The following is a 21,811-nucleotide window of genomic DNA, read 5'->3' on the forward strand; positions in this document are numbered from 1 at the left end:
CCGTGGCCAGCATCTTCAAGTGCTGACACCCGCTTTGCACGAATGCAAAGCGCTGGCGTCAGCGAGAGCATGCTGTAAAGCTAGCGTGGATTAACGCGAGTACACGTTCATGCCGGGGAAGAAGAAGGCAACTTCCACAGCAGCAGTTTCAGCAGCGTCGGAGCCGTGCACGGCGTTGGCATCGATGCTGTCGGCGAAGTCGGCGCGGATGGTGCCCTTTTCGGCCTTCTTGGGGTCGGTGGCGCCCATCAGTTCACGGTTCTTCAGGATGGCGTTCTCGCCTTCCAGAGCTTGAATCATCACGGGGCCGGAGACCATGAAGTCCACCAAATCCTTGAAGAAAGGACGGGCAGCGTGCACAGCGTAGAACTGCTCGGCTTCGCCGCGCGACAGGTGCACCAGCTTGGCAGCCACGATCTTCAGGCCGGCAGCTTCGAAGCGGGCGTAGATTTGGCCGATCACGTTCTTGGCAACTGCGTCGGGCTTGATGATGGAGAGGGTACGTTCGATAGCCATGATGATTATTTCCTAATCAGGGTTACTATGGGTTTTTGCCGAAAAAGCAAAACAGTTGATTTTAACGGTGCCGCCATAGACCTTGAAGTCCGGGCAGCACTCAAATCCTTACGGACGCCTTTTTAGCGGCCGCCGCGGCGACCACCGCCACCGCCGCCACCAGGACGACGCTTGGCGCTCTGGCGGGCCCGCGACAGGCTGTCGCTGCCGATATAGCCCACCGAAGTGCGCATGGGATCGGGCTGACCGCCTCCCTGCGAACGGCCCGAGCCACCGGAGCGACCGCCGGACTTGTTGCGCGGGTTGTCACCCAGCATGCCGCTAGGTGCCGGACGATTGCCGTCCCACTCGCCTCGGCGCTGACCGCCGCCTTCACGACGGCCCTGAGGGGCGCGATCGGCGTTCATGCCATTGCCGCGGCCGCCACTGCGGCTGTTACGACCGCCACGGTTGTTGGCGCCACGGGCACCGCCGTTGTTGCGCTCGACGGGAGCGCGCTCCTTGACGCCGGCGGCCGACATCAGCGCCTGGATATCGGCCTGATCAAGCTCCACCCAGGCGCCGCGCTTGAGGCCGCGCGGCAGCATCATGGCGCCGTAGCGAATGCGGATCAGACGGCTGACGGCATGACCCACGGCCTCGAACATGCGTCGCACTTCGCGGTTGCGGCCTTCGGAGATGGTCACGCGGTACCAGCAGTTGGCGCCTTCGCCGCCGCCATCTTCCACGGCACCAAAGCTGGCTTCGCCGTCTTCAAGCTGCACGCCGTCCAGCAAGCGCTGCTTTTCTTCTTTGCTCAGCGCGCCCAGCACGCGGGCCGCGTATTCACGCTCCAGGCCGAAGCGGGGGTGCATCAGCGAGTTCGCCAGCTCGCCCGAGCTGGTGAACAGCAGCAGACCTTCAGTATTCAGGTCCAGGCGACCCACCGACTGCCACTTGCCATGCTGCAGCTTGGGCAGCTTGCGGAACACCGTGGGGCGGTTTTGCGGATCGTCATGCGTCACCACTTCGCCCACGGGCTTGTGATAGGCAATCACGCGTGCGGGCGGCGGGTCGATACGGAAGCGGATGGGCTGGCCGTTGACCTTGACGATATCGCCGAACTGAATGCGCTGGCCGACGTGGGCAGGCTCGTTGTTGACCGAGATGCGCCCTTCCAGTATCAGTTGCTCCATCTCCAGGCGCGACCCCATGCCGGCCTGGGCCAGCACCTTGTGCAGCTTGGGAGAATCGACCTGGGGCGCAAGCACGCGCTTGGCGGGCATGGCGCTGCCGTTCTCTTCCTCGTCGTCGAAGTCGCCCGAGATCACATCGGCAAAGTCGATGTTCTGACCCTTGCGTCCCTTGGACCCATGAGGAGCGGCAACGCTCTGCACAGCCACTTCGGCAACGACGGTATCTGCTGCGTCATGACCCTGGTCTTGGTCCTGGGACTGCAGCTCCTGCTCGACCACGGGCTGAACCGGCTCCTCGACGACCACGGCTTCTTCGGCACGCGGCTTGGTCACTCGCTTGCGCGCAGGCTTGGCCTCGCCAGCAGCGTCCTTTTTGACGCCGGCGCGCTTGCGCGGTGCGGCAGGCTTCTTGGCCTCGGCGGCATCCTTGGCCCCATCGGCCTTGGCTGCGCGGGGCTTGCGAGTCTTCTTGACCGGCTCGGCTTCGGGCGAAGCGGCTGCGGACTCGGGCATCGGGTTCGATGTCTCGTTGTTCATTCCAGTTTTCCTTCGGGGATGACGCCATCGCCACCCTCCACAATTCCTTGTTCTGTTGACCCGACGGCATCGTCGGCCCGCGCTTTCGTCTTTGCGTCCTCGGCCTCGTCGTCATCGCTGCCGTAGTCATCCTCGAGAAACGCCTTCAGGCCCACCCACTCGGTTCGACCTGTTTTCTTGGCCGCCGGTTTGGGCTCCGACTCTGCTGCCTTGGCAGTCCTGGCGGGCCTGGCCGCTTTGGGCTTGCTCACGGATGGAGGCTCCTCAGTCAGCCCTGGCTCCGAATTCGGCAGCTCAATCGCTATATCTTCAGTAACATCTTGCTCAATATCACTCTGCGCCTGGTCCGGATATGACTCCAACTCTGGCGCATCGGCCTCGGGCTGAAGCTCCGACACAAGCTCTGCAGGCGCTCGCGCCACTGGGTCGGCATCGGTATCCAGCAGCTCCTCGGCGCCACCTTCCTCGTCCGGGGCCCTCAGGATTTCACTCTCAGCAGCATCGGACTCTGCAGCGACATCCGCATCCTCAGCGACCTCGGCCGGCTCTGAGGCTTCCACACCCTCCTGGGGCTGGGCATCCTCTGCACCGACCTGCGGCGCTGCGGTCTGGTCGCCCTCCTCCCCATCCAGCGCCTTGAACAGACTTTGCTGGGCCTGGGTTTCCTCCAGCATGGGCAGCTGATCCAGCGACTGCAGACCCAGATCATCGAGAAACTGGCGCGTGGTGGCAAACAGCGCGGGCCGTCCCACGGTCTCACGATGGCCGATGACCTCGATCCAGCCTCGGTCTTCCAGCTGCTTGATGATCAGGCTGTTCACGGTCACACCGCGAATATCCTCGATATCACCCCGCGTGACCGGCTGACGGTAGGCAATGATGGCCAGCGTCTCCAGCGTCGCCCGCGTGTACTTGGGCGGCTTCTCGGGGTGAAGCTTGTCCAGATAGACACGCATCTCTGGCCGGCTCTGGAAACGCCAGCCCGAAGCCACCTGCACCAGTTCCACGCCCTTGAGGGCCCAGTCCTTTTGCAGGTCCAGCAGCAAATCCTTAACCGTGTCCGAGCCCAGCACATCATCAAAAAGTGAGCGCAATTCCCGCAGCGTCACAGGCTGCGGGGCACAAATCAATGCTGTTTCAAGAACCCGCTTGGCATCTACCGTATTCATGGGCGCAGCGTTTCGGGAGCGGCTGTCGCACCGACTGCGGTGGGACGCCTGATTCTAAGAAGAGAGGGAAGCGCCCCAAAGATGCCATGCGAGTGATGGTCAGAGGCTTTCCGGCAGATTGTAACGCAGACCCCATAAATCCAGTGCACCGGCCATGTCTTGTGGCAGCGGCGCATAGTGGACCAGCGGCTTTTTCGTCACAGGGTGCTCAAAGGCCAGCCTGAAGGCATGCAGTGCCTGGCGCTCCAGCCCGCCCTCGGGCTGGCCGCCATACAGCGTATCGGCTATCAGCGGATGACCAAGCGAAGCCATGTGCACCCGAATCTGGTGCGTGCGGCCGGTGTGCAGCGTGCAGCGCACCAGGCTATGCGCGGCATCGCCATCGAGCAGATCGAAGTCGGTACGTGCCTGCTTGCCGGGATGCAGATTCAGGTCCACCACCGCCATGCGCAGACGGTTGCGCGGATCGCGGCCGATCGGCGCATCGACTTCGCGGCGCTTGCGGCTGCCCCATTGCTTGTGGGCAAGCGCCAGATACTGGCGACTCACATCGCGCGCGGCAATCATCTTGATGAGCGCATCCATGGTGCTGCGATTGCGCGCCACCACCATCAAACCGCTGGTGTCCTTGTCCAGCCGGTGAACAATGCCGGCACGCGGCACCTGACGCGCTTTTTCGTCACGCGCCAGCAGGCCGTTGAGCAATGTGCCCGTCCAGTTGCCGGGCGCCGGATGCACCACCAGACCCGCAGGCTTGTTGATGACCAGCAGATCCTCGTCCTCATAGACTACCTGCAGATCCATGGTCTCGGGCTGGAAAGCCATGCTCTGCTGGGTGGGCCGCATTTCCACGCTCAGGCGGTCGCCCACGGCCACCTTGACCGAGGGCTTGAGCAGAACCTTGCCGTTGAGAGTGACCGCACCGTCGGCCAGCAACTGCTGCAGATAGCTGCGCGAGAACTCGGACACCCCCAGCGCCAGCACCTTGTCCACACGCTGACCATGATGCTCGGCGGCGACCGTGAATTCGCGGTTCTCGACCTCGGCCGAGGCAATGGCGTCTTCGGCTGCTTCGTCCCAACTCTGCTCGACCGCGTCAGAAGGCACAAGCCCCTGCGGGGCAGGGGCTTGTGCGGCTTGCTTGCGTTGCGAGGCCATGCTCAACGCGAGGGCAGATAACGCGAAGGATCGACAGGCTTGCCCTGGCGACGCACCTCGAAGTGCAGCTTGACGCGATCGGCATCGGTGCTGCCCATCTCGGCAATCTTCTGTCCCTTCTTCACGGCCTGATCTTCCTTGACCAGCAGAGACTGGTTGTGGGCGTAGGCGGTCAGATAGGTGTTGTTGTGCTTGAGGATGATGAGATTGCCGTAGCCACGCAGGCCGGCACCGGCATACACCACACGGCCATCGGCAGCAGCCAGCACGGGATCGCCGGCCTTGCCGCTGATGTCGTAGCCCTTGTTGCGCTGCTCGTCGAAGCCGGCAATCAACGAGCCGCTGGCAGGCCAGATGAAGTTCACATCATCGGCTCCCTTGGCAACAGGCGCCGGGCTTGTTGCAGGCGTGGATGGCACTGGCGTTGCGGTTGCAGCCGGGGGAGTCACGGGTGTGGTCGTCGTTGCGGCGCTGCCACCACCCACAACCACGGGCGCGACACCGCGACCCGAACCGGACGATGCGACAGGCGCCTCGCGTCCGGGTGGTACCACACGCACCACCTGACCGACTTCAATCACGTTGGGATTGTCCAGATTGCTCCAGCGAGCAATGTCCTTCCAGCTCTGGCCGTGCTCCAGACCAATCCTGATCAGAGTGTCGCCAGGCTTGATCGTGTAGTAACCCGGCTTGCCGGCATTTTCAGCGCCGGGCAGCGACTTGACGTCCACAGTTGAAGACGAGGAGGCCGACTGTCCGCGATCCTCCACAGGAGCCCTGTTTGCCTGGGCAGCACAACCGGCCAGGATGACACCTGCCAGCACAGCCGTTCCCCATGCACCAAGACTTCGCGATACCAACATAAGCTATTCCCTTCTAGGCGATCCCCGATTTTAGAGGGACAAAGTTGACTGCTTCCAAAACTGTCTGCGTAAAACCGTGTGAACTCTTGTCAATCACCAGCAGTGCCTGCTTACCCGCGCCCACCACGACCGGAGCCACCAGACGCCCGCCCACCGCCAACTGATCGCACCACTCTTGCGGCACCACGTCACCGCCAGCAGCGGAGATGATGCCCGCATAGGGCGCGCCACTGGCAAAACCTACCATGCCATCTCCGAGAATCAGATGCACATTCGACAGGCGCATGGGGCGCAGATGGCTGCGTGCTTTCTCATGCAGGCCGCGCAGCCGCTCTATCGAATAGACCTCCTTGGTGAGCATGGACAGCACTGCAGCCTGATAGCCGCAGCCCGTACCGATCTCCAGCACGCGCCCTTGCCCGTTGCGGGCCGCATCGGAGTCGAGCAGCAGCTCGATCATGCGGGCCACGATGCTGGGCTTGGAGATGGTCTGGCCCAGGCCGATAGGCAGACTGGTGTCTTCGTAGGCCTGGTTGACCAGAGCGCTGTCGACAAAGCGGTGACGCTCCACCGTGGCCATGGCCTGCAGCACGGCAGGGTTGCTGACACCGGCCGCACCGATGCGCTGGGCCATGCGGGCACGCACCGTGGATGAGTCCAGCCCCACGCCCACCGGCGAGGCGGCCACACGCAAGGGATTGATGGGCTTGGGAGCAACGGGCGGCCGTGCCGCGCCGGTGCCCGTCTGCACCGAGCGTGCAATCCAGCCCGGGACCTGAGGCGGACGACGCTCGCTCACGATGCGGCCGCCGATGTGTTGGATGGACCTGCCAGCTTGCTGGCCGTCTGCGCCCAATAGCCGAGGTTTTCATGATCGGTCAAATCGACCTTGAGCGGAGTCATGGAGACATGGCCGTGGGCCGTGGCATGGAAGTCCGTGCCTTCGGAGTCGTCCTTTGCTGCGCCGGCACTGCCGATCCAGTACATAGTCTCGCCACGCGGGCTTTGCTGCTGAATGGCCTGCTCGGCCGCATGACGGCGCCCCAGGCGACACAGCTTGACGCTTTTGAGTGCATGCAGCGGCATATTGGGAATATTCACGTTCAGCAGCCAGGGAGCAGTACCGATCAGTTGCTGGGCCTGCATCTGCTGAACCATCTGACGGGCGGTGGCAGCTGCCGCTTCCAGCTCGGCCCAGCCCTTGTCCACCTGCGAGAAGGCAATCGAGGGAATGCCGAACAGATAGCCTTCCATGGCCGCGCCCACGGTGCCCGAGTAAATCGTGTCGTCGCCCATATTGGCGCCGTTGTTGATGCCCGAGACCACCAGATCGGGCCGGTAGCCAAGCAGGCCGGTCAACGCGATATGCACGCAGTCTGCTGGCGTGCCGTTCACATAGCGAAAGCCGTTATAGGCCTGATGCACATACAGCGGTGCATTCAGCGTCAAGGCATTGGACTTGGCGCTGTTGTTGTGCTCGGGCGCCACCACTTCGACGTCTGCCACGGTGCGCAGCGCATCGTGCAGGGCCACGATGCCTGGGGCCTGGAAGCCGTCGTCATTGCAAATAAGAATCTTCATGGATGAGGCGGATTGTAGGCGGCTCCAAGGTCACGACAGAGACACGCGGCATTCGCACCACACTTCTATCATCTGCGAGCCGATTCCCCCCAATCTCACCTCAAGAAGATCAGGAGACAAGATATGCACGCATGGCTTTGCACCACCCCCACCGGCGTCGAGACCCTGAAATGGACCGAGCAGCCCACGCCACAGCCCGGCCCCGGCCAGGTGCTGCTGGAAGTCAAGGCCGCCAGCCTGAACTTTCCCGATCTGCTGATCGTGCAGAACAAATACCAGATCAAGCCGCCCCTGCCCTTTGTGCCGGGCTCGGAATATGCCGGCGTGGTGCAGGCCGTGGGCGAAGGGGTCAAACATCTCAAGCCAGGCCAGCATGTGGCCTGTCTTTCGGGCACGGGCGGGTTCGCCACGCATACGCTGGCACCCGCTGCCATGTGCATGCCGCTGCCGGCCGACTTCCCCTTTGTCGATGCCGCCGCCTTCATCATGACCTATGCCACCTCCCACCATGCGCTGATCGATCGCGGTCAGCTCAAGGCCGGCGAGACCGTACTCGTGCTGGGCGCGGCGGGCGGCGTGGGCACGGCAGCCATACAGATTGCCAAGGCGGCCGGTGCCCGGGTGATTGCCGCTGCCTCCACCGACGAGAAATGTGCGCTGTGCAAGGCCCAGGGCGCCGACCTCACCATCAACTACAGCCAGGGCGATCTGCGTGAAGCCATCAAGGCAGCGACAGACGGCAAGGGACCCGACGTGATCTACGATCCCGTAGGCGGCGATTTTGCCGAACCTGCCTTCCGCTCCATTGCCTGGCGCGGCCGCTATCTGATCATCGGATTTGCCTCCGGCCCCATCCCCTCGCTACCGCTGAACCTGCCTCTGCTCAAGGGCGCTTCCCTGGTCGGCGTGTTCTGGGGCGACTTCGCCAAGCGCGAGCCGCAGAACAATGCCGCCATGATGCAGGAGCTGGCACAGTGGTGGGCGCAAGGCAGGATCAAGCCCGTAATCGACCGCACCATGCCCATGAGCGAGCTGTTCGCGGCCTATGAGCGCATGGGCTCGCGCCAGGTACAGGGCAAGCTGGTGCTGGTCAACGCGTAAAGCTGCGGTAAATCGCGGCGATGCCTGTGGGCTCGGGGAGATACTTCCAGCCACTGGCTACAAAACCCCGACACCGCAGCATCGCCATGTTTTCTCCTGCCCACACGCCCGCGCCGGATCGCCGGCGCTTTCTGATTGCCTCCAGCCTTGCCACGGCCGTGGGTGCCCTGCCCGCCTGGGCCCGCGCCACGGAATCACTGGCCCACAACCCGTTCACCCTGGGAGTGGCCAGCGGCGACCCGGAACCCGACAACATCCTGATCTGGACACGGCTCACAGCACCTCTGGCCTATCTTGGTACGGCGGTCGCGCCCGACCTGGCAGCACGGACCGTGCATTGGGAGGTGGCGCACGATGCCCAGTTCCGCCAGCCCGTGGCTCATGGGCAGACTCAGGCCAGGGCCGAATGGGGCCATGCCGTCCATGTGCAGGTCAACGGCCTGAGTCCGGACCGCTGGTATTTCTACCGCTTCCGCTGTGGCGACGCCTTCAGCACCACCGCACGCTGCCGTACCGCCCCGGTGCCCGGGGCAGATGTACGCAAGCTGCGTCTGGCCGTGGCCTCCTGCCAGCGCTGGGAACATGGCTTCTACAGTGCCTGGGCCGATGCCGCGCAGGCCTCGCCCGATCTGGTGCTGTTTCTCGGCGACTACATCTATGAATATGCGCAACCGGCAAAGCCCGATGGACTGGCGCGTGCGCAGCCGCTGCGTACCGCCCAGACCTTGCAGGACTACCGCGACCGCTATGCATTGCACAAAAGCGATGCTCATCTGCAGGCCGCCCATGCCGTGTGCAACTGGTCGGTCATCTGGGACGATCACGAGGTTGAAAACGACTATGTAGCCCATTACGGACGAGGGGACAGCGCTCACTTTTTGGCAAGACGCATGGCGGCCTGGCAGGCTTTTTACGAAAACATGCCAATGCGTGACAGCGCATTGCAGCGCAACTTTCAAGGCCTGGCGCTGTACCGCAGCCTGCAATGGGGCAAGCTCGCCAGACTGCATCTGCTGGATGGCCGCCAGTACCGCGATCTGCAGGCCTGCCGCCCAGAGGGCAAGGCCAGCACCGGCACCGTGGACCCGGCCGAATGCCCTGCCCTGCAAGATCCGGCGCGCAGTTTTCTGGGCTGGGACCAGGAACGCTGGCTGGCCCGGCAGTTGCAGGATGATGCTCGCCAGAGAGCCGAGGCCACCCGCTGGAGCACCGTGGTGCAGACCACCTTGTTCGCGGCCCGCAGGCATCCCAATGGCAGGCAGTCGACCGACAGCTGGGACGGCTACCCCCAGGCACGCCAGCGCCTGGTGCGCCAGATTGCCGAGAGCCAGCCGCGCAACAGCGTGCTGCTCGGCGGAGACATTCACCAGAACTATGTCTGCGCCATTGCGGCCCAGGCCGATCAGACCCCGGACAGGGCCAACCCGGTGATTGCCAGCGAATTTTGCGGCACCTCCATCAGCTCGCACAGCGGCACCACACAAGCCAGGGTCGATGCCATCGTGGCCCACAACCCTCAGGTGCTTTTCGCACGCTGCGAGGAGCGTGGCTACAGCCTCGTGGATATCGCGCCGCAGTCCATGACCACGGAGCTACGCGCCGTGAGCAACCCGCTCCAGGCCGACAGCAGTCTCTATACGCTGGCACGCTTTGTGGTGGAAGATCGCCGCCCCGGCCCTGTGAAGATCGCCTGATGCGCTGCGGCATACTCGGGTCATGCAAAACACACAGGCCTCGAGACCCGAACTTCCCCTGTGGCGCGGTACGGCGGCCGCCCTTCTGATCGCGGGGCTGCTCACAGGCTGCGGCCTGCCTCCCCTGCCGGATCGCATGGCCAGCGAGGCCCTGAGCGCCGAGCAGGCCCTGCAAACCCGGCTCGGCCAGGCGCTGGCGCCGCTGCAGCAGGCACATCCTGGGCAGAGCGGCATCCATATGCTGGCCGATGCCCATGACGCCTATGCCGCCCGAGCGCTGCTGGCCCGAGCCGCGCAGCGCACGCTCGATGTGCAGTACTACATCTGGCGCAACGACACCAGCGGCCATTTGCTGCTCGATGAGTTGCTGCTTGCGGCAGACCGCGGCGTGCGCGTGCGCCTGCTCTTGGACGATGGCGGCACCGGCGGCATGGACGCCACACTGGCCGCCCTGGACCAGCACCCTCTAATCGAGGTGCGGCTATTCAACCCCTTCGCCCTGCGCACGCCCAAGGCGATTGGCTATGTGACGGACTTCGCACGCACCCAGCGGCGCATGCACAACAAGAGCTACACGGCCGACTCCTCCGCCACCATCGTGGGCGGACGCAATATCGGCGACGAGTACTTTGCCGCATCCGACGGCGTGCTGTTCGCCGACCTCGATGTGGTGGCAACAGGCTCGGTGGTGGGCGAGGTGGCCGCGGAGTTCGACCGTTACTGGAACAGCCCCTCCGCCTACCCGGCAGCCAGCCTGCTGCCCGCCATGCCACAGCAGGCCGTGGACAAGGTCTATGCAAGCCTGCACGCCGATGTGAATCGCCCCGAATCACAGGCCTATGTGAAGGCCGTCAGCCGCAGCCGCTTCAGCACCGATTTGCTGGCAGGTCAACTGCCGCTGCAATGGGCCGAGACCACCCTGGTCAGCGACGACCCGGCCAAGGTCCTGCGCGAAGCCGCGCCCGAGGACTTGCTGCTGTCCCAGCTCCAGCCTGTGATTGGCCAGCCGCAGCAGTTGCTGGAAGTGGTGTCGCCCTATTTCGTGCCCACCCAGGCCGGAGTCGACGCCTTTGCTCACCTGCGCCAGCAAGGTGTGCGAGTACGCATTCTGACCAATAGCCTGGAGGCAACCGATGTGGCCGTGGTGCATGCCGGCTACGAGAAATACCGCAAACCGCTGCTGAAGATGGGCGTGGAGCTCTACGAAATGCGCCGCCAGATCGATCTGCGCAACCAGCACGCAGCCAACGAGCCGGACAAGACCCGGAAGAGCGAGCCTGCCGAAAAGACTCCCAAGCGAGAAGCTCCGTCACCTGCAGCGCTGAGCGGCAGCTCCGCCACAACGGGCAGCTCGGGCGCCAGCCTACATGCCAAGACCTTCGCGGTCGACGGCAAGCAGCTCTTTGTCGGCTCCTTCAACTTCGATCCGCGCTCGGCCATGCTCAATACCGAAATGGGCTTGGTCATCAAAGACCCGGCCTTGAGCCAGCAGGTCAGCACCTCGCTGGATCAGCATCTGCCGTACATGGCCTACAAGGTGCAACTGGACGCGCAGGGCAAGCTGAGCTGGACAGGCCAGAGTCCGCAGCCGCCCCATGAAGCCCAGACTTTCAGTGCCGACCCCGGCACCAATTGGTGGCAGCGCTTCATGGTGCGGGTCCTGAGCTGGCTGCCCATCGAAGGATTTTTGTAACTCAGTCCAGGCGGATGGAGGGCCGCAGCCGCGCGTTCATCAGGTCGATCAGCCACAGCAGGCCGCCGCGCCAGAAGCCGTAAAGCCGCGCCTGGTGCGAGCGGTACAGCATGATGTGGCTGAGCATGGCCATGCGGCCGCGGATCACGCCGCCGTTGAACAGGCCGAACTTGCCCAGCGAGCCATAGGCGTCGTAATGCGCAAGCGACACCAGGGCTCCAAAGTCACGATAGGCAAAGCCTACGGGTTTGGCACCGGGACGCTCCAGCACATGAGGCAGAGTCTCGATCAGATAGCGGGCTTGCTGGTGGGCCACCTGGGCCGTAGGAGGCAAAGCCTCCTGCTTGCCCGGCAGGGTATAGCTGGCGCAGTCGCCCAGAGCATAGATATCGGGGTCGCTGGTCTGCATCTCGTCATTGACCAGCAGCTGATTGCTGCGCGTGGTCTGCAAACCCAGCTGCATCAAGAATTCCGGGGCCTTTACCCCCGCCGCCCAGACACGCAGGCTGGCAGGAATCAGCTCGCCATTGGCCAGCTCGAAACCTTGCTCGGTCGCACGGCTGACGCGGCCGCCGACGATCACGGAAACGCCCAGGGCCTGCAGTCGCACACGCGTGGCTTCGGAGATCTCCTCGGGAAAGCTGGGCAGCAGGCGCGAGCCGGCCTCGATCAGCACGATGCGGAACTTGGCGGCCTCGCCCAAGGCGCCGTAGGCCGTGGCACTCTCTGCAAGCTGAACCAGCTCCGCCGCCAGCTCTACCCCGGTGGCACCGCCGCCCACGATGGCCACCTGCAGTTGCTCGCCGCTGGTCATGCAGCGCACCATGCGCAAACGAATTTCCTGGTTGAAGGCATCGGCCTTGCGGCGCGAATCGATCATGAAGCAATGCTCATGCACACCGGGCGTGCCGAAGTCGTTGGCACCGCTGCCCACCGCAATCACCAGCTTGTCATAGGCAAGACGCCGACCCGCCACCAGCTCGCGGCCATCGGGTGCATAAATGGGGGCCAGCAGAATCTCGCGTGCCTCACGGTCCAGACCGCACATCTCGCCGGGCTGGTAGGCAAAGTCGGCATCGGTGGCCTGAGCAAGATAAGTGGTCTGCTGCTGGGCCAGATCGCGAGTGCCGGCTGCAATCGTGTGCAGCATGGGCTTCCAGACATGGGCGGAGTCGCTGTCCACCAGCGTCACCGTGTCAATGCTTTCACTCTTGAGCTTGCCGAGGGCCGTGGCCACCTCCAGCCCCGCCACACCACCGCCCACGACCACGATGCGGGCCGCATGCTCATTGCGTGGATGCTGTGGCTTTCGAGCTTGCGGCTCCGGGGATTCGGTGATGGGCTGCTCGCCCTGCTCTGCTTGATTGACTGCGTTTTCCATGAACGACCCTGACTCTGCGTCTGTTGTGACCGGACGCCAGAACATCTCAAGATATCTGGCACGCATTGATTGTTCTTCAATTTTTATAGCAGGAAACTCAATATGGACAAGGCAAATACTGATGATATATATCTTTTATAAGACTTGAGCTGCACGAATGCAAGGTCTGCCTTGAAAGCTTTCAATTTTCTGAATAACCCTGGCTGCAAGCAATGCCAATCAAGCGTGGCGCGCTATCAACTTCTTGAGCGCCATGTCGTACGACGTGGCCTTAAAACCCCATTCGACGAACAGCGCTTGTCAAGCAGCGGCAAAACCGCTGCTTCAACCATGCAATTTGCGTTTGTCAATATACGAAACGTATACAGACCTTATGATGCTCGGCCATGGGAATCGTCAAAATTTCAGACCAGTTGCACGACCAGATTCGTGTCTCCAGCGCGGCCCTCGGCCGCTCCATCAATGCCCAGGCCGAGCACTGGCTGCGTGTAGGCCAGCTGGCCGAGCATCACCCCCAGCTCAATTACGAAGGCATCTGCGCCCTGCTGCTGCAGCAAGCCGAGCGTGAGCTGCAGCCTGCCAGCGCTCATGAAGCCGACACAGTCGTGCGCCGCCCCCGTCCGGTGCGCCTGGTAGGAGGCATGCAATGAAGCGCGGCAAACAGAAAGTCGTACCCATTCATGACGCCACCGACATCTACCTCTCGCGCAAGGCCGGCGGCCTGGCCGCCAAGGTGCTGGCCATGCTCACCCCTCATGTGCAGCCCGGCGTAAGCACAGAGGAACTGGACAAGATCTGCCACGACTACATCGTCAACGAGCTGAAATGCACGCCCACCAATGTGGGCTACTATGGTTTTCCCAAAACCGTGTGCACCTCGGTCAACCATGTGGTCTGCCACGGCATCCCAGATACCAAGCAGGTCCTCAAGGACGGCGACATCATCAATGTCGACGTCGCAGTAACCACGCCCGAAGGCTGGATCGGCGACACCAGCCGCATGTACTACGTGGGCCAGCCCAGCAATCTGGCCAAGCGCCTGGTCAACACCACCTATGAAGCGCTGGTGGCCGGCATCCGCTCCGTCAAGCCCGGGGCCACGCTAGGCGATGTGGGGCATGCCATCCAGACCGTGGCCCAACGCGAGCGCTTTTCCATCGTGCGCGAGTACTGCGGCCATGGCATCGGCAAGGTCTATCACGACGAGCCCCAGGTGCTGCACTACGGCACGCCCGGTCAGGGCCTGACGCTGCAGCCCGGCATGATCTTCACCATCGAGCCCATGCTCAACGCCGGCAAGGCCGCCACGCGCGAACTGGCGGACGGTTGGACCGTGATCACCAATGACAAGTCGCTCTCCGCCCAGTGGGAGCATATGGTGCTGGTGACGGAGACCGGATTTGAGGTGCTGACCCCCTGGCCCGAGGGTACAGGCGACTACCCCGCCATCTGATCAAGCGCGGCGAACCGCGCATATTGCCCTCGGCTATGTGCGCACAGCCGCTGGAGTTTGGCAATAACGGCCAGAAGCGGTCCGGGGTCTTGAAACCAGCCTGGAAACAGCCCGGCCCCAGCCGCACTACAGTGCCCGGCATGACAAATTACCTGTATCTGGGTCTGGCCATCATCTGCGAGGTGATTGCCACCTCCTTCCTCGCCAGATCGGAAGGCTTCTCCAGGCTCGGCCCTACCGCGGTTTCCCTGGTGGGCTATGCGATTTCTTTCTATCTGCTGTCGCTGACGCTGCGTACCGTGCCCACGGGCGTGGCCTATGCAATCTGGTCCGGCGTGGGCATCGTGCTGGTCTCGGCCGTTGCCTACTTCTGGCAGGGCCAGAAGCTCGATGCCCCCGCTCTGGCCGGCATGGCCATGATTGTGGGGGGCGTGCTAGTGATCAATCTGTTTTCAAAGACCGCCGGTCACTGATCGCCCTCGCCCCCGAAGTCCTCCACTGACTGCGTCAGATCCTGCAACCACTGCATGCTGGCGCGCAGCTCCTCGGGCCGGATCTCATGGGCGCCCGGGTACTCGTGATAGCTCAGTTGCAAGGGCAAGGAGGCCAGGCGGTCACGCACGGCATGGGCGCTGGTCAGCGGAATCACATTGTCATAAGTGCCGTGGCTGACCCAGGCCGACTTGCCCTCAAATGCGGCAGCGGGCGCGTGCAGCGACGCGATCTCGGGCAATAGACGACTGTGCCAGACCAGTGCGGCACGCAAGGTCTGGGGCTGGGTCAGCAACTGACTCAGACTCATGATGCCGCCCTGGCTGAAGCCCCCCAGCACCACCCGCTCGGGCGGAATGTCCAGCTGCTGCGCGGCCTGCTCCACCGTCTGCTGCAGCAAGATACGCGCCTGCTGCTCCTGCGGCACATTGATATGGCGCGTACCATCGGCATCCACAGTGAACTGAAACCAGGCATAAGCACCCATACCCATGGCAAAGGGCGCACGCAGACTGAGCACATGAAATTGCGGCGGCACATAGGGCACTAGGCCGAACAGGTCCTGCTCATTGCTGCCCACGCCATGCATGAGCACCAGCAGCCAGGCAGGCTGGCCGGCGTCAAGCTGCGCGGGCCGCTCCAGATAAGTCAAAGGCAATGTGCTCATGGACAACTCCCGAAGGCAGCACGGAATTTGATGGGAAACAGGCTGTAGCGCTTTTGCATTCTGCGACTGCAGCTATCAAAACAATATAGCGCAGACCCGCAGCCGGCTGACCGATCCGTACTCGGCCCGACAGGGTGCGCGCATGCCTTTTGATACAGTTGACCGACCTGAGCGTGGCTTTGCCGCTACACAAGCTCAGTCATGCACCCGCCCGCGCAATGCCTTGATGCCGGAGCGCAGGCTTTTGCCCTGCAGGCGTCTTTGCTGCGAGCCCCAGGTCGGCTTGGTGGGCTTGCGCGGGCGTGGCGGCCTTGCAACCGTGGCTACCAACGCATTGAGGCGCTGCAGCCCATCCCACAGATTGTGTTCCTGAGTGCGGTATTTTTGCGCCTTGATGACCACCACTCCGTCGGTGGTGATGCGCGAATCGCCCAAAGCCAACAAGCGCTGCTGCACATCGGCCGGCAGACGCGAGGCTCGAACGTCAAAGCGCAGATGCACGGCGCTGGCCACCTTGTTCACATTCTGGCCGCCCGGGCCTTGAGCGCGCACGGCGCTCCATTGCACATCGGCTTCGGTCAGCTCGAAGGCGGCCGCATTGCTCACGACAGAGCCTCCTGCAGCGCGGCGCAGAAGGTGGCCGGATCCTCGTGCTGTACCCAATGGCCGACGTTCCGCATCACCTGCCAGTCCAGCGCCCCCAGGCACTGACGCTGCATCAGCAGTTGCAGCTCGGCCAGGCAGCCCGCATACAGAGGGTCATGCTCGCCATAGATCGCCGCCACCGGCACCTTGATACGGGTCAGGGCCCGGGCCAGCACATCGGTGCGCGACAGCCGTCTGCGCGGCAGTCGGTCGCGAGCCACATTGAGCGCATGCAGTGCCAGCGTCTCTTCATCGATCAGCACCTCGTCATGCAGCATGAGGGCCGCGATATTGTGGCGATGGGCCTGCATCTGTGCCTCCAGCCCCGGCAGGTGGCGCCAGCCCAGCAGGCGCACGCTGCGTCCCTCGGTCATTCCCATGCCGGGAGCGCCGACCAACACCAGCCTCCGGGCCAGCTCCGGATGCTCGGCAGCCAGCAGACCGGCGGTCATGCCGCCAAAGGAAAAGCCGACCAGGTCGCAGACCGGACCCGTATCGGCATTGCCCAGCAACTGCCGGATGCCATAGGCCAGAGGCTCCAGCATGGTGTCCACATCCATGCCGCCGGGCACTCCATCGGATTCACCAAAACCCGGCAGATCGGCCAGCCACAGGCTGTAGCCCGCCTCGGTCAACGGCTGAATCACACGCAACCAATGCGTCCAGCTGCCACTGCCGCCATGCAGCAGCACCAGGGGCAGACCGCGCTGCACCACCCCGGCCGGGGGCTGCCAGCCATGCCAGACCATCAAGCCGCTGTCGGCGGCTTCTCCAAGCCGGGTCTGCACGCGCTGCGCCGTGGCCTGCAGCCGGGCAATGGCTGCCGGCAGCTCGACCCCCAGTTCCTGCGAGACCTGCTCCAGCGAACAGGCTGCTTCAACCGCCGATGTCACCACTGCGCCACCGCATCGATGGCCAGACCGTAGCCTGCCACGCCGAAGCCGCACATCACGGCGCGCGCCGTGGCCGACAGATAGGAATGGTGGCGAAAGCTCTCACGCGCATGGACATTGCTGATGTGCAACTCCACCAGCGGCACGGCCGTGCCCTTGACGGCATCGAGAATTGCCACACTGGTATGGGTGTAGGCCGCTGCATTCATGATCAGCGCCTGCAACTCCCCCTTGGAGTGCAACCGGCCTGCCTCGTGAATCCAGTCCACCAGCTCGCCCTCATGGTTGCTCTGGCGGAACTCCAGCTTCAGGCCATGGCGTGCACAGGCCTCTTCGCAAAGCTGGCGCACATCGGCCAGCGTGGCCGATCCATAGATGGCGGGTTCGCGCATGCCCAGCAGATTGAGATTCGGGCCATTGAGGACATAGACGGTTTTCACGGAAGCACTCTCCTGATTTTTGAGGACTGCCCGGATTATGCGAGCGCTGCAACCGCCCCGCAGGCATAAAAAACGGCTGCCTGGGCAGCCGTCTGTGGTGCAGAGTCTTTCAGGGCTCCGTCATCGATGTCATCATCGATAGTGATGATGATGATGGCGATGACCACGCCAGCGCGGGCCGCCACCGTAATAGACCGGGCCGGGCACAACCATCACGGGTGCGGGACGATACACGGGAGGCGGCGGCGCATAGTAGACCGGTGCCGGAGGCGCATAGTAGACAGGGCGCGGCGGCATATAGACCGGGGCGGGCGCCACATAGGGCGTGGCGTAAACGGGAGCGCCGACGCCCACGGCCACGCCGGGCACGCCGATGCCGACCGACAGGCTGACGCCGCCATGCGCCTGGGCGCCTGCGGCAGCCATCAGGCCAGCAATAGCGATAGAGCCAGCGGCAAGCAGCCTGGCCATGCGGGGGGAAGTTGTTCTGGACATCACAATCTCTCCTCTGTTTATGTGTCACCGGGGCAAGCTTGCAAATCTGTGCTGCGCCTTCGGCCCTTGGGGATATAACGTTTCAGCGTCCCGTCAGGATGGCACGGTTCCTCCAAAACATTGTGTCCAAATGCACACGCGGCAAAGCTGCAGTGTCCGCAGATCGACATGAGGTCATGGCAGCCGGCCTAAAATGGTGCAATGAGCTCTGCTGACGCCTCCAAATCCAACAACACCGCCCCCGAAGCGGTCAAGCCCACAAACTTCCTGCGCCAGATCATCGAATCGGATCTGGACAAGGGCACTTATGCCGCCCGTCACTGGGGCGGCGCGCCCGGCGATGCCCAGCATCACCAGAGCGGCCAGATAGACGAAGCCAAGATCCGCACCCGCTTTCCGCCAGAGCCCAACGGCTATCTGCACGTGGGTCATGCCAAGTCCATCTGCCTGAACTTCGGCCTGGCACGCGACTTCGGCGGCGTCTGCCATCTGCGCTTCGACGACACCAATCCGGAAAAGGAAGACCAGGAATATGTGGACGGCATCATCGATGCCGTGCGCTGGCTGGGCTTCGACTGGAAGGATGCCGACGGACACGAGAACCTCTACTTCGCCAGCAATTACTTCGACTTCATGTACCGCTGTGCGGTCTACCTGATCGAGCAAGGCCTGGCCTACGTGGACGAGCAGTCGGCCGACGAGATGAAGGCCAACCGCGGCGACTTCACCCGTCCCGGCGTGAACAGCCCCTTCCGCGACCGCTCCGTGGCCGAAAACCTGCAGCGCTTTGCCGACATGAAGGACGGCAAGCTGGCCGATGGCGCCGCCGTGCTGCGCGCCAAGATCGACATGGCCGCGCCCAATATCAATCTGCGCGACCCTGCCATCTACCGCGTGCGCCACGCCGAGCATCACAACACTGGCAATCAGTGGTGCATCTACCCGATGTATACCTTTGCGCACCCTATCGAGGATGCCTACGAGCACATCACCCACTCCATCTGCACACTGGAGTTCGAGGATCAGCGCCCCTTCTACGACTGGCTGCTGAACCACCTGCGCGAAGGCGGTCTGATCGACGCCCCCCAGCCCCGCCAGTACGAGTTCTCGCGCCTGAACCTGACCTATGTGATCACCAGCAAGCGCAAGCTCAAGCATCTGGTGGACAACCAGTTCGTCACCGGCTGGGACGACCCGCGCATGCCCACCGTGGTCGGCCTGCGCCGCCGCGGCTACACGCCGGAGTCCATCCGCAACTTCTGCGAACGCATCGGCGTGACCAAGGACTACGCCTGGATCGACTACGGCACGCTGGACGGCTGCCTGCGTGAAGATCTGGAAAACAAGGCACACCGCGCCATGGTCGTGCTGGACCCGGTCAAGCTCGAACTCAGCAACTGGGCCGAAGTGTTTGGCAGCGCCGAACATCTGGAGGACTGCCACCTGCCCGCCCTGCCCCACGCGGCGGAAGGTGAAACCGTGCCAGAGCGCCGTTTCACCCTTGGCCGCGAAGTCTGGATCGAGCGCGAAGACTTTGCCGAAGTGCCGCCCAAGGGCTACAAGCGCCTGTTCCCCGGCAACAAGGTCCGCCTCAAGGGCGGCTATGTGATCGAATGCACCGGCGCCGAAAAGGACGCCGATGGCAATGTGACCAAGGTGCTGGCCACCGTGGTGCCCGACACCAAGAGCGGCACACCGGGCGCCGACAGCGTCAAGGTCAAAGCCGCCATCACCTGGGTGGGCGCGGCCGATGGCCTGCAGGCCGAAGTGCGCATGTACGACCGTCTGTTCACCGACCCGCAGCCCGATGCAGGCGGCAAGGACTTCCTGACCCTGCTGAACCCCGACAGCCTGAAGGTCGTCACCGCCTATGTGGAGCCTTCGCTCAAGGCGGCTCAGGCTGACGACAAGTTCCAGTTCGAGCGTTTTGGCTACTTTGTGGCCGACCGCAAGGATCACCGCAGCGACAAGCCCGTGTTCAACAAGATCACGGGACTCAAGGACAGCTGGGGCAAGTAAACACTCCAGCCGGTTTCAACAAGGCTGCCAGGATTCACTGGCGGCCTTTTTTATTGCGCAAACTGCTGCGACATTTATCCCGAGAAAAGCTATTCGGTTCTCCGATCGGAAAATGGATAGCGCCCAATGAATTCTGGTTACATATTGAAATGAATACCGCCGGTATTGATTTTCAATACTCGATAAACATTTGCATAAAATGTTCTGAAATTCAGAGCATTTGATTATTTTCTTTCTAGAATCCTACTCACCGCAACATTACCAATCCGCAATTCATTCGCGGATTTTTTATTTTCATCAAAGGTCAAGAATGAACAGAAAAGCAGGAGCAGGCATTGCAGCGGCCATCGCCGTGATCGTGGCAGGAACACTGGGCACCAGCTATTACATGGGCGGCAAACTGCAGCAAAGCTTTACCGAAGGCCTGGACAAGTGGAGCGAGCATGGCGTGAAGATTCAGGTCACCAGCTATGACCGCGGCGCTTTTTCCTCCACCGCCAAAACGGTATGGACCCTGGACAGCGGCGACGAGCCCGTCCAGTTCACCGCCGAGCACAAGATCAGCCACGGTCCGCTGCCCCTTGGCCATGCCGCCGAGATTCACACCAGCTTCGATCTGCCCGAAGACGCGGACCCGGCGCTGAAAACCGCGCTCAACGGCCGCTCTCCGCTGGAAGTCGACACCAAGGTCGGCTGGGGCCGCAGCAGCTCCAACGTCATGACGTCGCCGGCCGTGAGCAGCAAGATCAAGGACAGCGAAATGAACTGGGGCGGCATGAAGATCGTCTGGGACATGCCCGCCGACATGAAGGCCGCCAAGGGCACGGGCAGCTTCGCCGGCCTGCAGTTCAAGGACGAGGAAGGCAGCGTGACGCTGGACAAGGCCGATATGCGCTTCGACATGAAACAGCCCCCGGGCCAGCAGTTCTGGACCGGCCCTTTTGCCATGACGATTGCCAAGATTGCCGCCACCAAGCAGGAAGAGGAAGGCAAAAGCTCTGCCAGCCACTTCGAAGGCATCACCATGGATTCGGACACCATCCTCAAAGGCGAGGTCGTGGAAATGACGCTCAAGACCGGCATCAAGACCGCCAAACTCGAAGACAAACAGGCTGACGACCTGATGCTGGACATGGCCTTCAACAATGTCGATGCCAACTGGATCAACCAGGTCGTGGAAATGAGCAAGCGCAAGAACCCGCTGCTCGGCGAGGCCACTGACGACGAAGATGCCGAGGAGCAGGGCAGCGGCGATCTGCGCGAGAAAATGCTCAAGTCGCTGACACAGGCCCTGGCGCGCCAGCCCGTGATCGAGCTCAAACGCCTGTCCATGCGCACCCCCGACGGCGTGAGCGAGTTCGCGGCAGCCATTCAGTATCTGGGCGATGGCGAGAAGATGGGCACTCTGCTGCAGGATCTGAAGGTCAGCCTCAAGGCCGATATGCCCAAGCCCTTCATGGAAAACATGATGCTCTCGCGCAGACGTTCCAGCCTGCTGGCCGTGTTTGAAGACGAGAGCGAGTACAAACCCGAAGATATCGAGGAAGCCGCCAAAGCCCAGACTCAAGCCAGCCTGGACATGCTCAAGGAGCAAGGCATCTTTGAAGACAAGGACGGCAAGATGCGCACCGAGATCGTCTATGCCAAGGGGGAATTCCAGGTCAACGGCAAGCCGCTGGACGCCATGGGTACCAGCACACTCATGGGCACCATGACCGAATGATGTGACCCAGACCCGGGAGGCGTGTTGCTTCGCGGATAGCTCCAAGGCCTGCCTCGCGCAGGCCTTTTTCATGGGAAGAACGCCCCCCGAGTATGGAGATGCAGACGAGAAAGCAC

21 protein-coding genes are annotated in these 21,811 nt (G+C 62.8%); 8 read left to right on the forward strand and 13 right to left on the reverse strand.

What is annotated here, in order from left to right; all coding sequences use genetic code 11:
* Window positions 1-90: 90 nt before the first annotated feature.
* The 7 genes from ndk to surE all read right to left on the reverse strand — a co-directional run bounded on the left by ndk (window position 91) and on the right by surE (window position 6,999).
* A complete protein-coding gene (ndk, locus tag MPZ60_RS17385; RefSeq protein WP_003053316.1) occupies window positions 91-516 on the reverse strand; it encodes a nucleoside-diphosphate kinase in 426 nt (141 codons plus the stop codon).
* A gap of 122 nt (window positions 517-638) precedes the next feature.
* Window positions 639-2,228 (reverse strand): pseudouridine synthase, encoded by a 1,590-nt coding sequence (locus MPZ60_RS17390; RefSeq protein ID WP_034359360.1) that lies wholly within the window; start codon window positions 2,226-2,228, stop codon window positions 639-641.
* Window positions 2,225-3,397, reverse strand: coding sequence for an SMC-Scp complex subunit ScpB (gene scpB, locus MPZ60_RS17395; RefSeq protein ID WP_034359362.1), 1,173 nt, complete (start codon window positions 3,395-3,397; stop codon window positions 2,225-2,227). The genes MPZ60_RS17390 and scpB overlap by 4 nt, the downstream gene beginning before the upstream one ends.
* Window positions 3,398-3,496: 99 nt before the next feature.
* Window positions 3,497-4,555, reverse strand: coding sequence for an RluA family pseudouridine synthase (locus MPZ60_RS17400; RefSeq protein WP_034378391.1), 1,059 nt, complete (start codon window positions 4,553-4,555; stop codon window positions 3,497-3,499).
* A gap of 2 nt (window positions 4,556-4,557) precedes the next feature.
* Window positions 4,558-5,418: a peptidoglycan DD-metalloendopeptidase family protein gene (locus MPZ60_RS17405; RefSeq protein ID WP_034359366.1), complete on the reverse strand. Its 861-nt coding sequence runs from the start codon at window positions 5,416-5,418 to the stop codon at window positions 4,558-4,560.
* A 13-nt stretch (window positions 5,419-5,431) separates the two neighbouring features.
* A complete protein-coding gene (locus tag MPZ60_RS17410; protein WP_034359483.1) occupies window positions 5,432-6,217 on the reverse strand; it encodes a protein-L-isoaspartate(D-aspartate) O-methyltransferase in 786 nt (261 codons plus the stop codon).
* Window positions 6,214-6,999, reverse strand: a complete 786-nt coding sequence (gene surE / locus MPZ60_RS17415; RefSeq protein ID WP_034359368.1) for a 5'/3'-nucleotidase SurE — start codon at window positions 6,997-6,999, stop codon at window positions 6,214-6,216. The genes MPZ60_RS17410 and surE overlap by 4 nt, the downstream gene beginning before the upstream one ends.
* 123 nt (window positions 7,000-7,122) lie before the next feature.
* On the opposite strand from surE, the gene MPZ60_RS17420 reads away from it, so the two are divergent.
* From MPZ60_RS17420 to MPZ60_RS17430, 3 genes are all read left to right on the forward strand, one after another.
* Window positions 7,123-8,100: an NADPH:quinone oxidoreductase family protein gene (locus MPZ60_RS17420; RefSeq protein ID WP_034359370.1), complete on the forward strand. Its 978-nt coding sequence runs from the start codon at window positions 7,123-7,125 to the stop codon at window positions 8,098-8,100.
* Between the two features lie 86 nt (window positions 8,101-8,186).
* On the forward strand, window positions 8,187-9,794 hold the full coding sequence (locus MPZ60_RS17425) for an alkaline phosphatase (RefSeq protein WP_034359373.1): 1,608 nt from the start codon (window positions 8,187-8,189) through the stop codon (window positions 9,792-9,794).
* A gap of 22 nt (window positions 9,795-9,816) precedes the next feature.
* Complete coding sequence (locus MPZ60_RS17430; RefSeq protein WP_034359375.1) at window positions 9,817-11,487, forward strand: phospholipase D family protein; 1,671 nt, start codon at window positions 9,817-9,819, stop codon at window positions 11,485-11,487.
* Between the two features lies 1 nt (window position 11,488).
* Here the strand turns inward: MPZ60_RS17430 and MPZ60_RS17435 are convergent, their stop codons facing one another.
* A complete protein-coding gene (locus MPZ60_RS17435) occupies window positions 11,489-12,868 on the reverse strand; it encodes an NAD(P)/FAD-dependent oxidoreductase (protein ID WP_034359378.1) in 1,380 nt (459 codons plus the stop codon).
* Between the two features lie 386 nt (window positions 12,869-13,254).
* Between MPZ60_RS17435 and MPZ60_RS17440 the strand changes: the two genes are divergently transcribed.
* The 3 genes from MPZ60_RS17440 to MPZ60_RS17450 all read left to right on the forward strand — a co-directional run bounded on the left by MPZ60_RS17440 (window position 13,255) and on the right by MPZ60_RS17450 (window position 14,794).
* The gene (locus MPZ60_RS17440; RefSeq protein ID WP_003063854.1) at window positions 13,255-13,518 is read left to right on the forward strand and encodes a ParD-like family protein; all 264 of its coding nucleotides are present in this window, start codon (window positions 13,255-13,257) and stop codon (window positions 13,516-13,518) included.
* Window positions 13,515-14,321: a type I methionyl aminopeptidase gene (map, locus tag MPZ60_RS17445; RefSeq protein WP_034359380.1), complete on the forward strand. Its 807-nt coding sequence runs from the start codon at window positions 13,515-13,517 to the stop codon at window positions 14,319-14,321. Before MPZ60_RS17440 ends, map begins: the two co-directional genes overlap by 4 nt.
* Window positions 14,322-14,461: 140 nt before the next feature.
* Complete coding sequence (locus MPZ60_RS17450) at window positions 14,462-14,794, forward strand: SMR family transporter (protein WP_034359382.1); 333 nt, start codon at window positions 14,462-14,464, stop codon at window positions 14,792-14,794.
* On the opposite strand, the gene MPZ60_RS17455 is transcribed toward MPZ60_RS17450, so the two are convergent.
* The 5 genes from MPZ60_RS17455 to MPZ60_RS17475 form a co-directional block, all read right to left on the reverse strand.
* Window positions 14,788-15,480 (reverse strand): alpha/beta hydrolase, encoded by a 693-nt coding sequence (locus MPZ60_RS17455; RefSeq protein ID WP_034359385.1) that lies wholly within the window; start codon window positions 15,478-15,480, stop codon window positions 14,788-14,790. The genes MPZ60_RS17450 and MPZ60_RS17455 overlap by 7 nt on opposite strands.
* Window positions 15,481-15,675: 195 nt before the next feature.
* A complete protein-coding gene (arfB, locus tag MPZ60_RS17460) occupies window positions 15,676-16,086 on the reverse strand; it encodes an alternative ribosome rescue aminoacyl-tRNA hydrolase ArfB (RefSeq protein ID WP_034359387.1) in 411 nt (136 codons plus the stop codon).
* On the reverse strand, window positions 16,083-17,021 hold the full coding sequence (locus MPZ60_RS17465; protein ID WP_034359390.1) for an alpha/beta fold hydrolase: 939 nt from the start codon (window positions 17,019-17,021) through the stop codon (window positions 16,083-16,085). Before MPZ60_RS17465 ends, arfB begins: the two co-directional genes overlap by 4 nt.
* Window positions 17,015-17,458 carry a type II 3-dehydroquinate dehydratase gene (gene aroQ / locus MPZ60_RS17470; RefSeq protein ID WP_034359392.1) on the reverse strand — a complete coding sequence of 148 codons (444 nt, stop codon included), beginning with the start codon at window positions 17,456-17,458 and terminating at the stop codon, window positions 17,015-17,017. Before aroQ ends, MPZ60_RS17465 begins: the two co-directional genes overlap by 7 nt.
* Before the next feature lie 132 nt (window positions 17,459-17,590).
* On the reverse strand, window positions 17,591-17,929 hold the full coding sequence (locus MPZ60_RS17475) for a hypothetical protein (RefSeq protein WP_034359394.1): 339 nt from the start codon (window positions 17,927-17,929) through the stop codon (window positions 17,591-17,593).
* A gap of 225 nt (window positions 17,930-18,154) precedes the next feature.
* Here MPZ60_RS17475 and MPZ60_RS17480 point away from each other — a divergent pair, with 225 nt between their 5' ends.
* Together MPZ60_RS17480 and MPZ60_RS17485 are read left to right on the forward strand one after the other, a co-directional pair.
* Window positions 18,155-19,972, forward strand: a complete 1,818-nt coding sequence (locus MPZ60_RS17480; RefSeq protein WP_034359397.1) for a glutamine--tRNA ligase/YqeY domain fusion protein — start codon at window positions 18,155-18,157, stop codon at window positions 19,970-19,972.
* Window positions 19,973-20,282: 310 nt separating this feature from the next.
* Window positions 20,283-21,695, forward strand: a complete 1,413-nt coding sequence (locus tag MPZ60_RS17485; RefSeq protein ID WP_034359399.1) for a YdgA family protein — start codon at window positions 20,283-20,285, stop codon at window positions 21,693-21,695.
* The last annotated feature ends 116 nt before the right edge of the window (window positions 21,696-21,811 follow it).

This window comes from Comamonas sp. 7D-2 (assembly GCF_022749555.1).
In the GTDB taxonomy this organism is placed as follows: domain Bacteria; phylum Pseudomonadota; class Gammaproteobacteria; order Burkholderiales; family Burkholderiaceae_C; genus Comamonas; species Comamonas thiooxydans.

Bases quoted from the DNA above. Each gene is read 5' to 3' on its own strand.
- ndk (WP_003053316.1), bottom strand. From the start codon at position 516: ATGGCTATCGAACGTACCCTCTCCATCATCAAGCCCGACGCAGTTGCC.
- MPZ60_RS17390 (WP_034359360.1), bottom strand. From the start codon at position 2,228: ATGAACAACGAGACATCGAACCCGATGCCCGAGTCCGCAGCCGCTTCG.
- MPZ60_RS17425 (WP_034359373.1), top strand. From the start codon at position 8,187: ATGTTTTCTCCTGCCCACACGCCCGCGCCGGATCGCCGGCGCTTTCTG.
- MPZ60_RS17420 (WP_034359370.1), top strand. From the start codon at position 7,123: ATGCACGCATGGCTTTGCACCACCCCCACCGGCGTCGAGACCCTGAAA.
- MPZ60_RS17485 (WP_034359399.1), top strand. From the start codon at position 20,283: ATGAACAGAAAAGCAGGAGCAGGCATTGCAGCGGCCATCGCCGTGATC.
- MPZ60_RS17430 (WP_034359375.1), top strand. From the start codon at position 9,817: ATGCAAAACACACAGGCCTCGAGACCCGAACTTCCCCTGTGGCGCGGT.
- MPZ60_RS17455 (WP_034359385.1), bottom strand. From the start codon at position 15,480: ATGAGCACATTGCCTTTGACTTATCTGGAGCGGCCCGCGCAGCTTGAC.
- MPZ60_RS17475 (WP_034359394.1), bottom strand. From the start codon at position 17,929: ATGGCCAGGCTGCTTGCCGCTGGCTCTATCGCTATTGCTGGCCTGATG.
- MPZ60_RS17440 (WP_003063854.1), top strand. From the start codon at position 13,255: ATGGGAATCGTCAAAATTTCAGACCAGTTGCACGACCAGATTCGTGTC.
- MPZ60_RS17480 (WP_034359397.1), top strand. From the start codon at position 18,155: ATGAGCTCTGCTGACGCCTCCAAATCCAACAACACCGCCCCCGAAGCG.
- scpB (WP_034359362.1), bottom strand. From the start codon at position 3,397: ATGAATACGGTAGATGCCAAGCGGGTTCTTGAAACAGCATTGATTTGT.
- MPZ60_RS17400 (WP_034378391.1), bottom strand. From the start codon at position 4,555: ATGGCCTCGCAACGCAAGCAAGCCGCACAAGCCCCTGCCCCGCAGGGG.
- surE (WP_034359368.1), bottom strand. From the start codon at position 6,999: ATGAAGATTCTTATTTGCAATGACGACGGCTTCCAGGCCCCAGGCATC.
- MPZ60_RS17435 (WP_034359378.1), bottom strand. From the start codon at position 12,868: ATGGAAAACGCAGTCAATCAAGCAGAGCAGGGCGAGCAGCCCATCACC.
- MPZ60_RS17405 (WP_034359366.1), bottom strand. From the start codon at position 5,418: ATGTTGGTATCGCGAAGTCTTGGTGCATGGGGAACGGCTGTGCTGGCA.
- map (WP_034359380.1), top strand. From the start codon at position 13,515: ATGAAGCGCGGCAAACAGAAAGTCGTACCCATTCATGACGCCACCGAC.
- MPZ60_RS17450 (WP_034359382.1), top strand. From the start codon at position 14,462: ATGACAAATTACCTGTATCTGGGTCTGGCCATCATCTGCGAGGTGATT.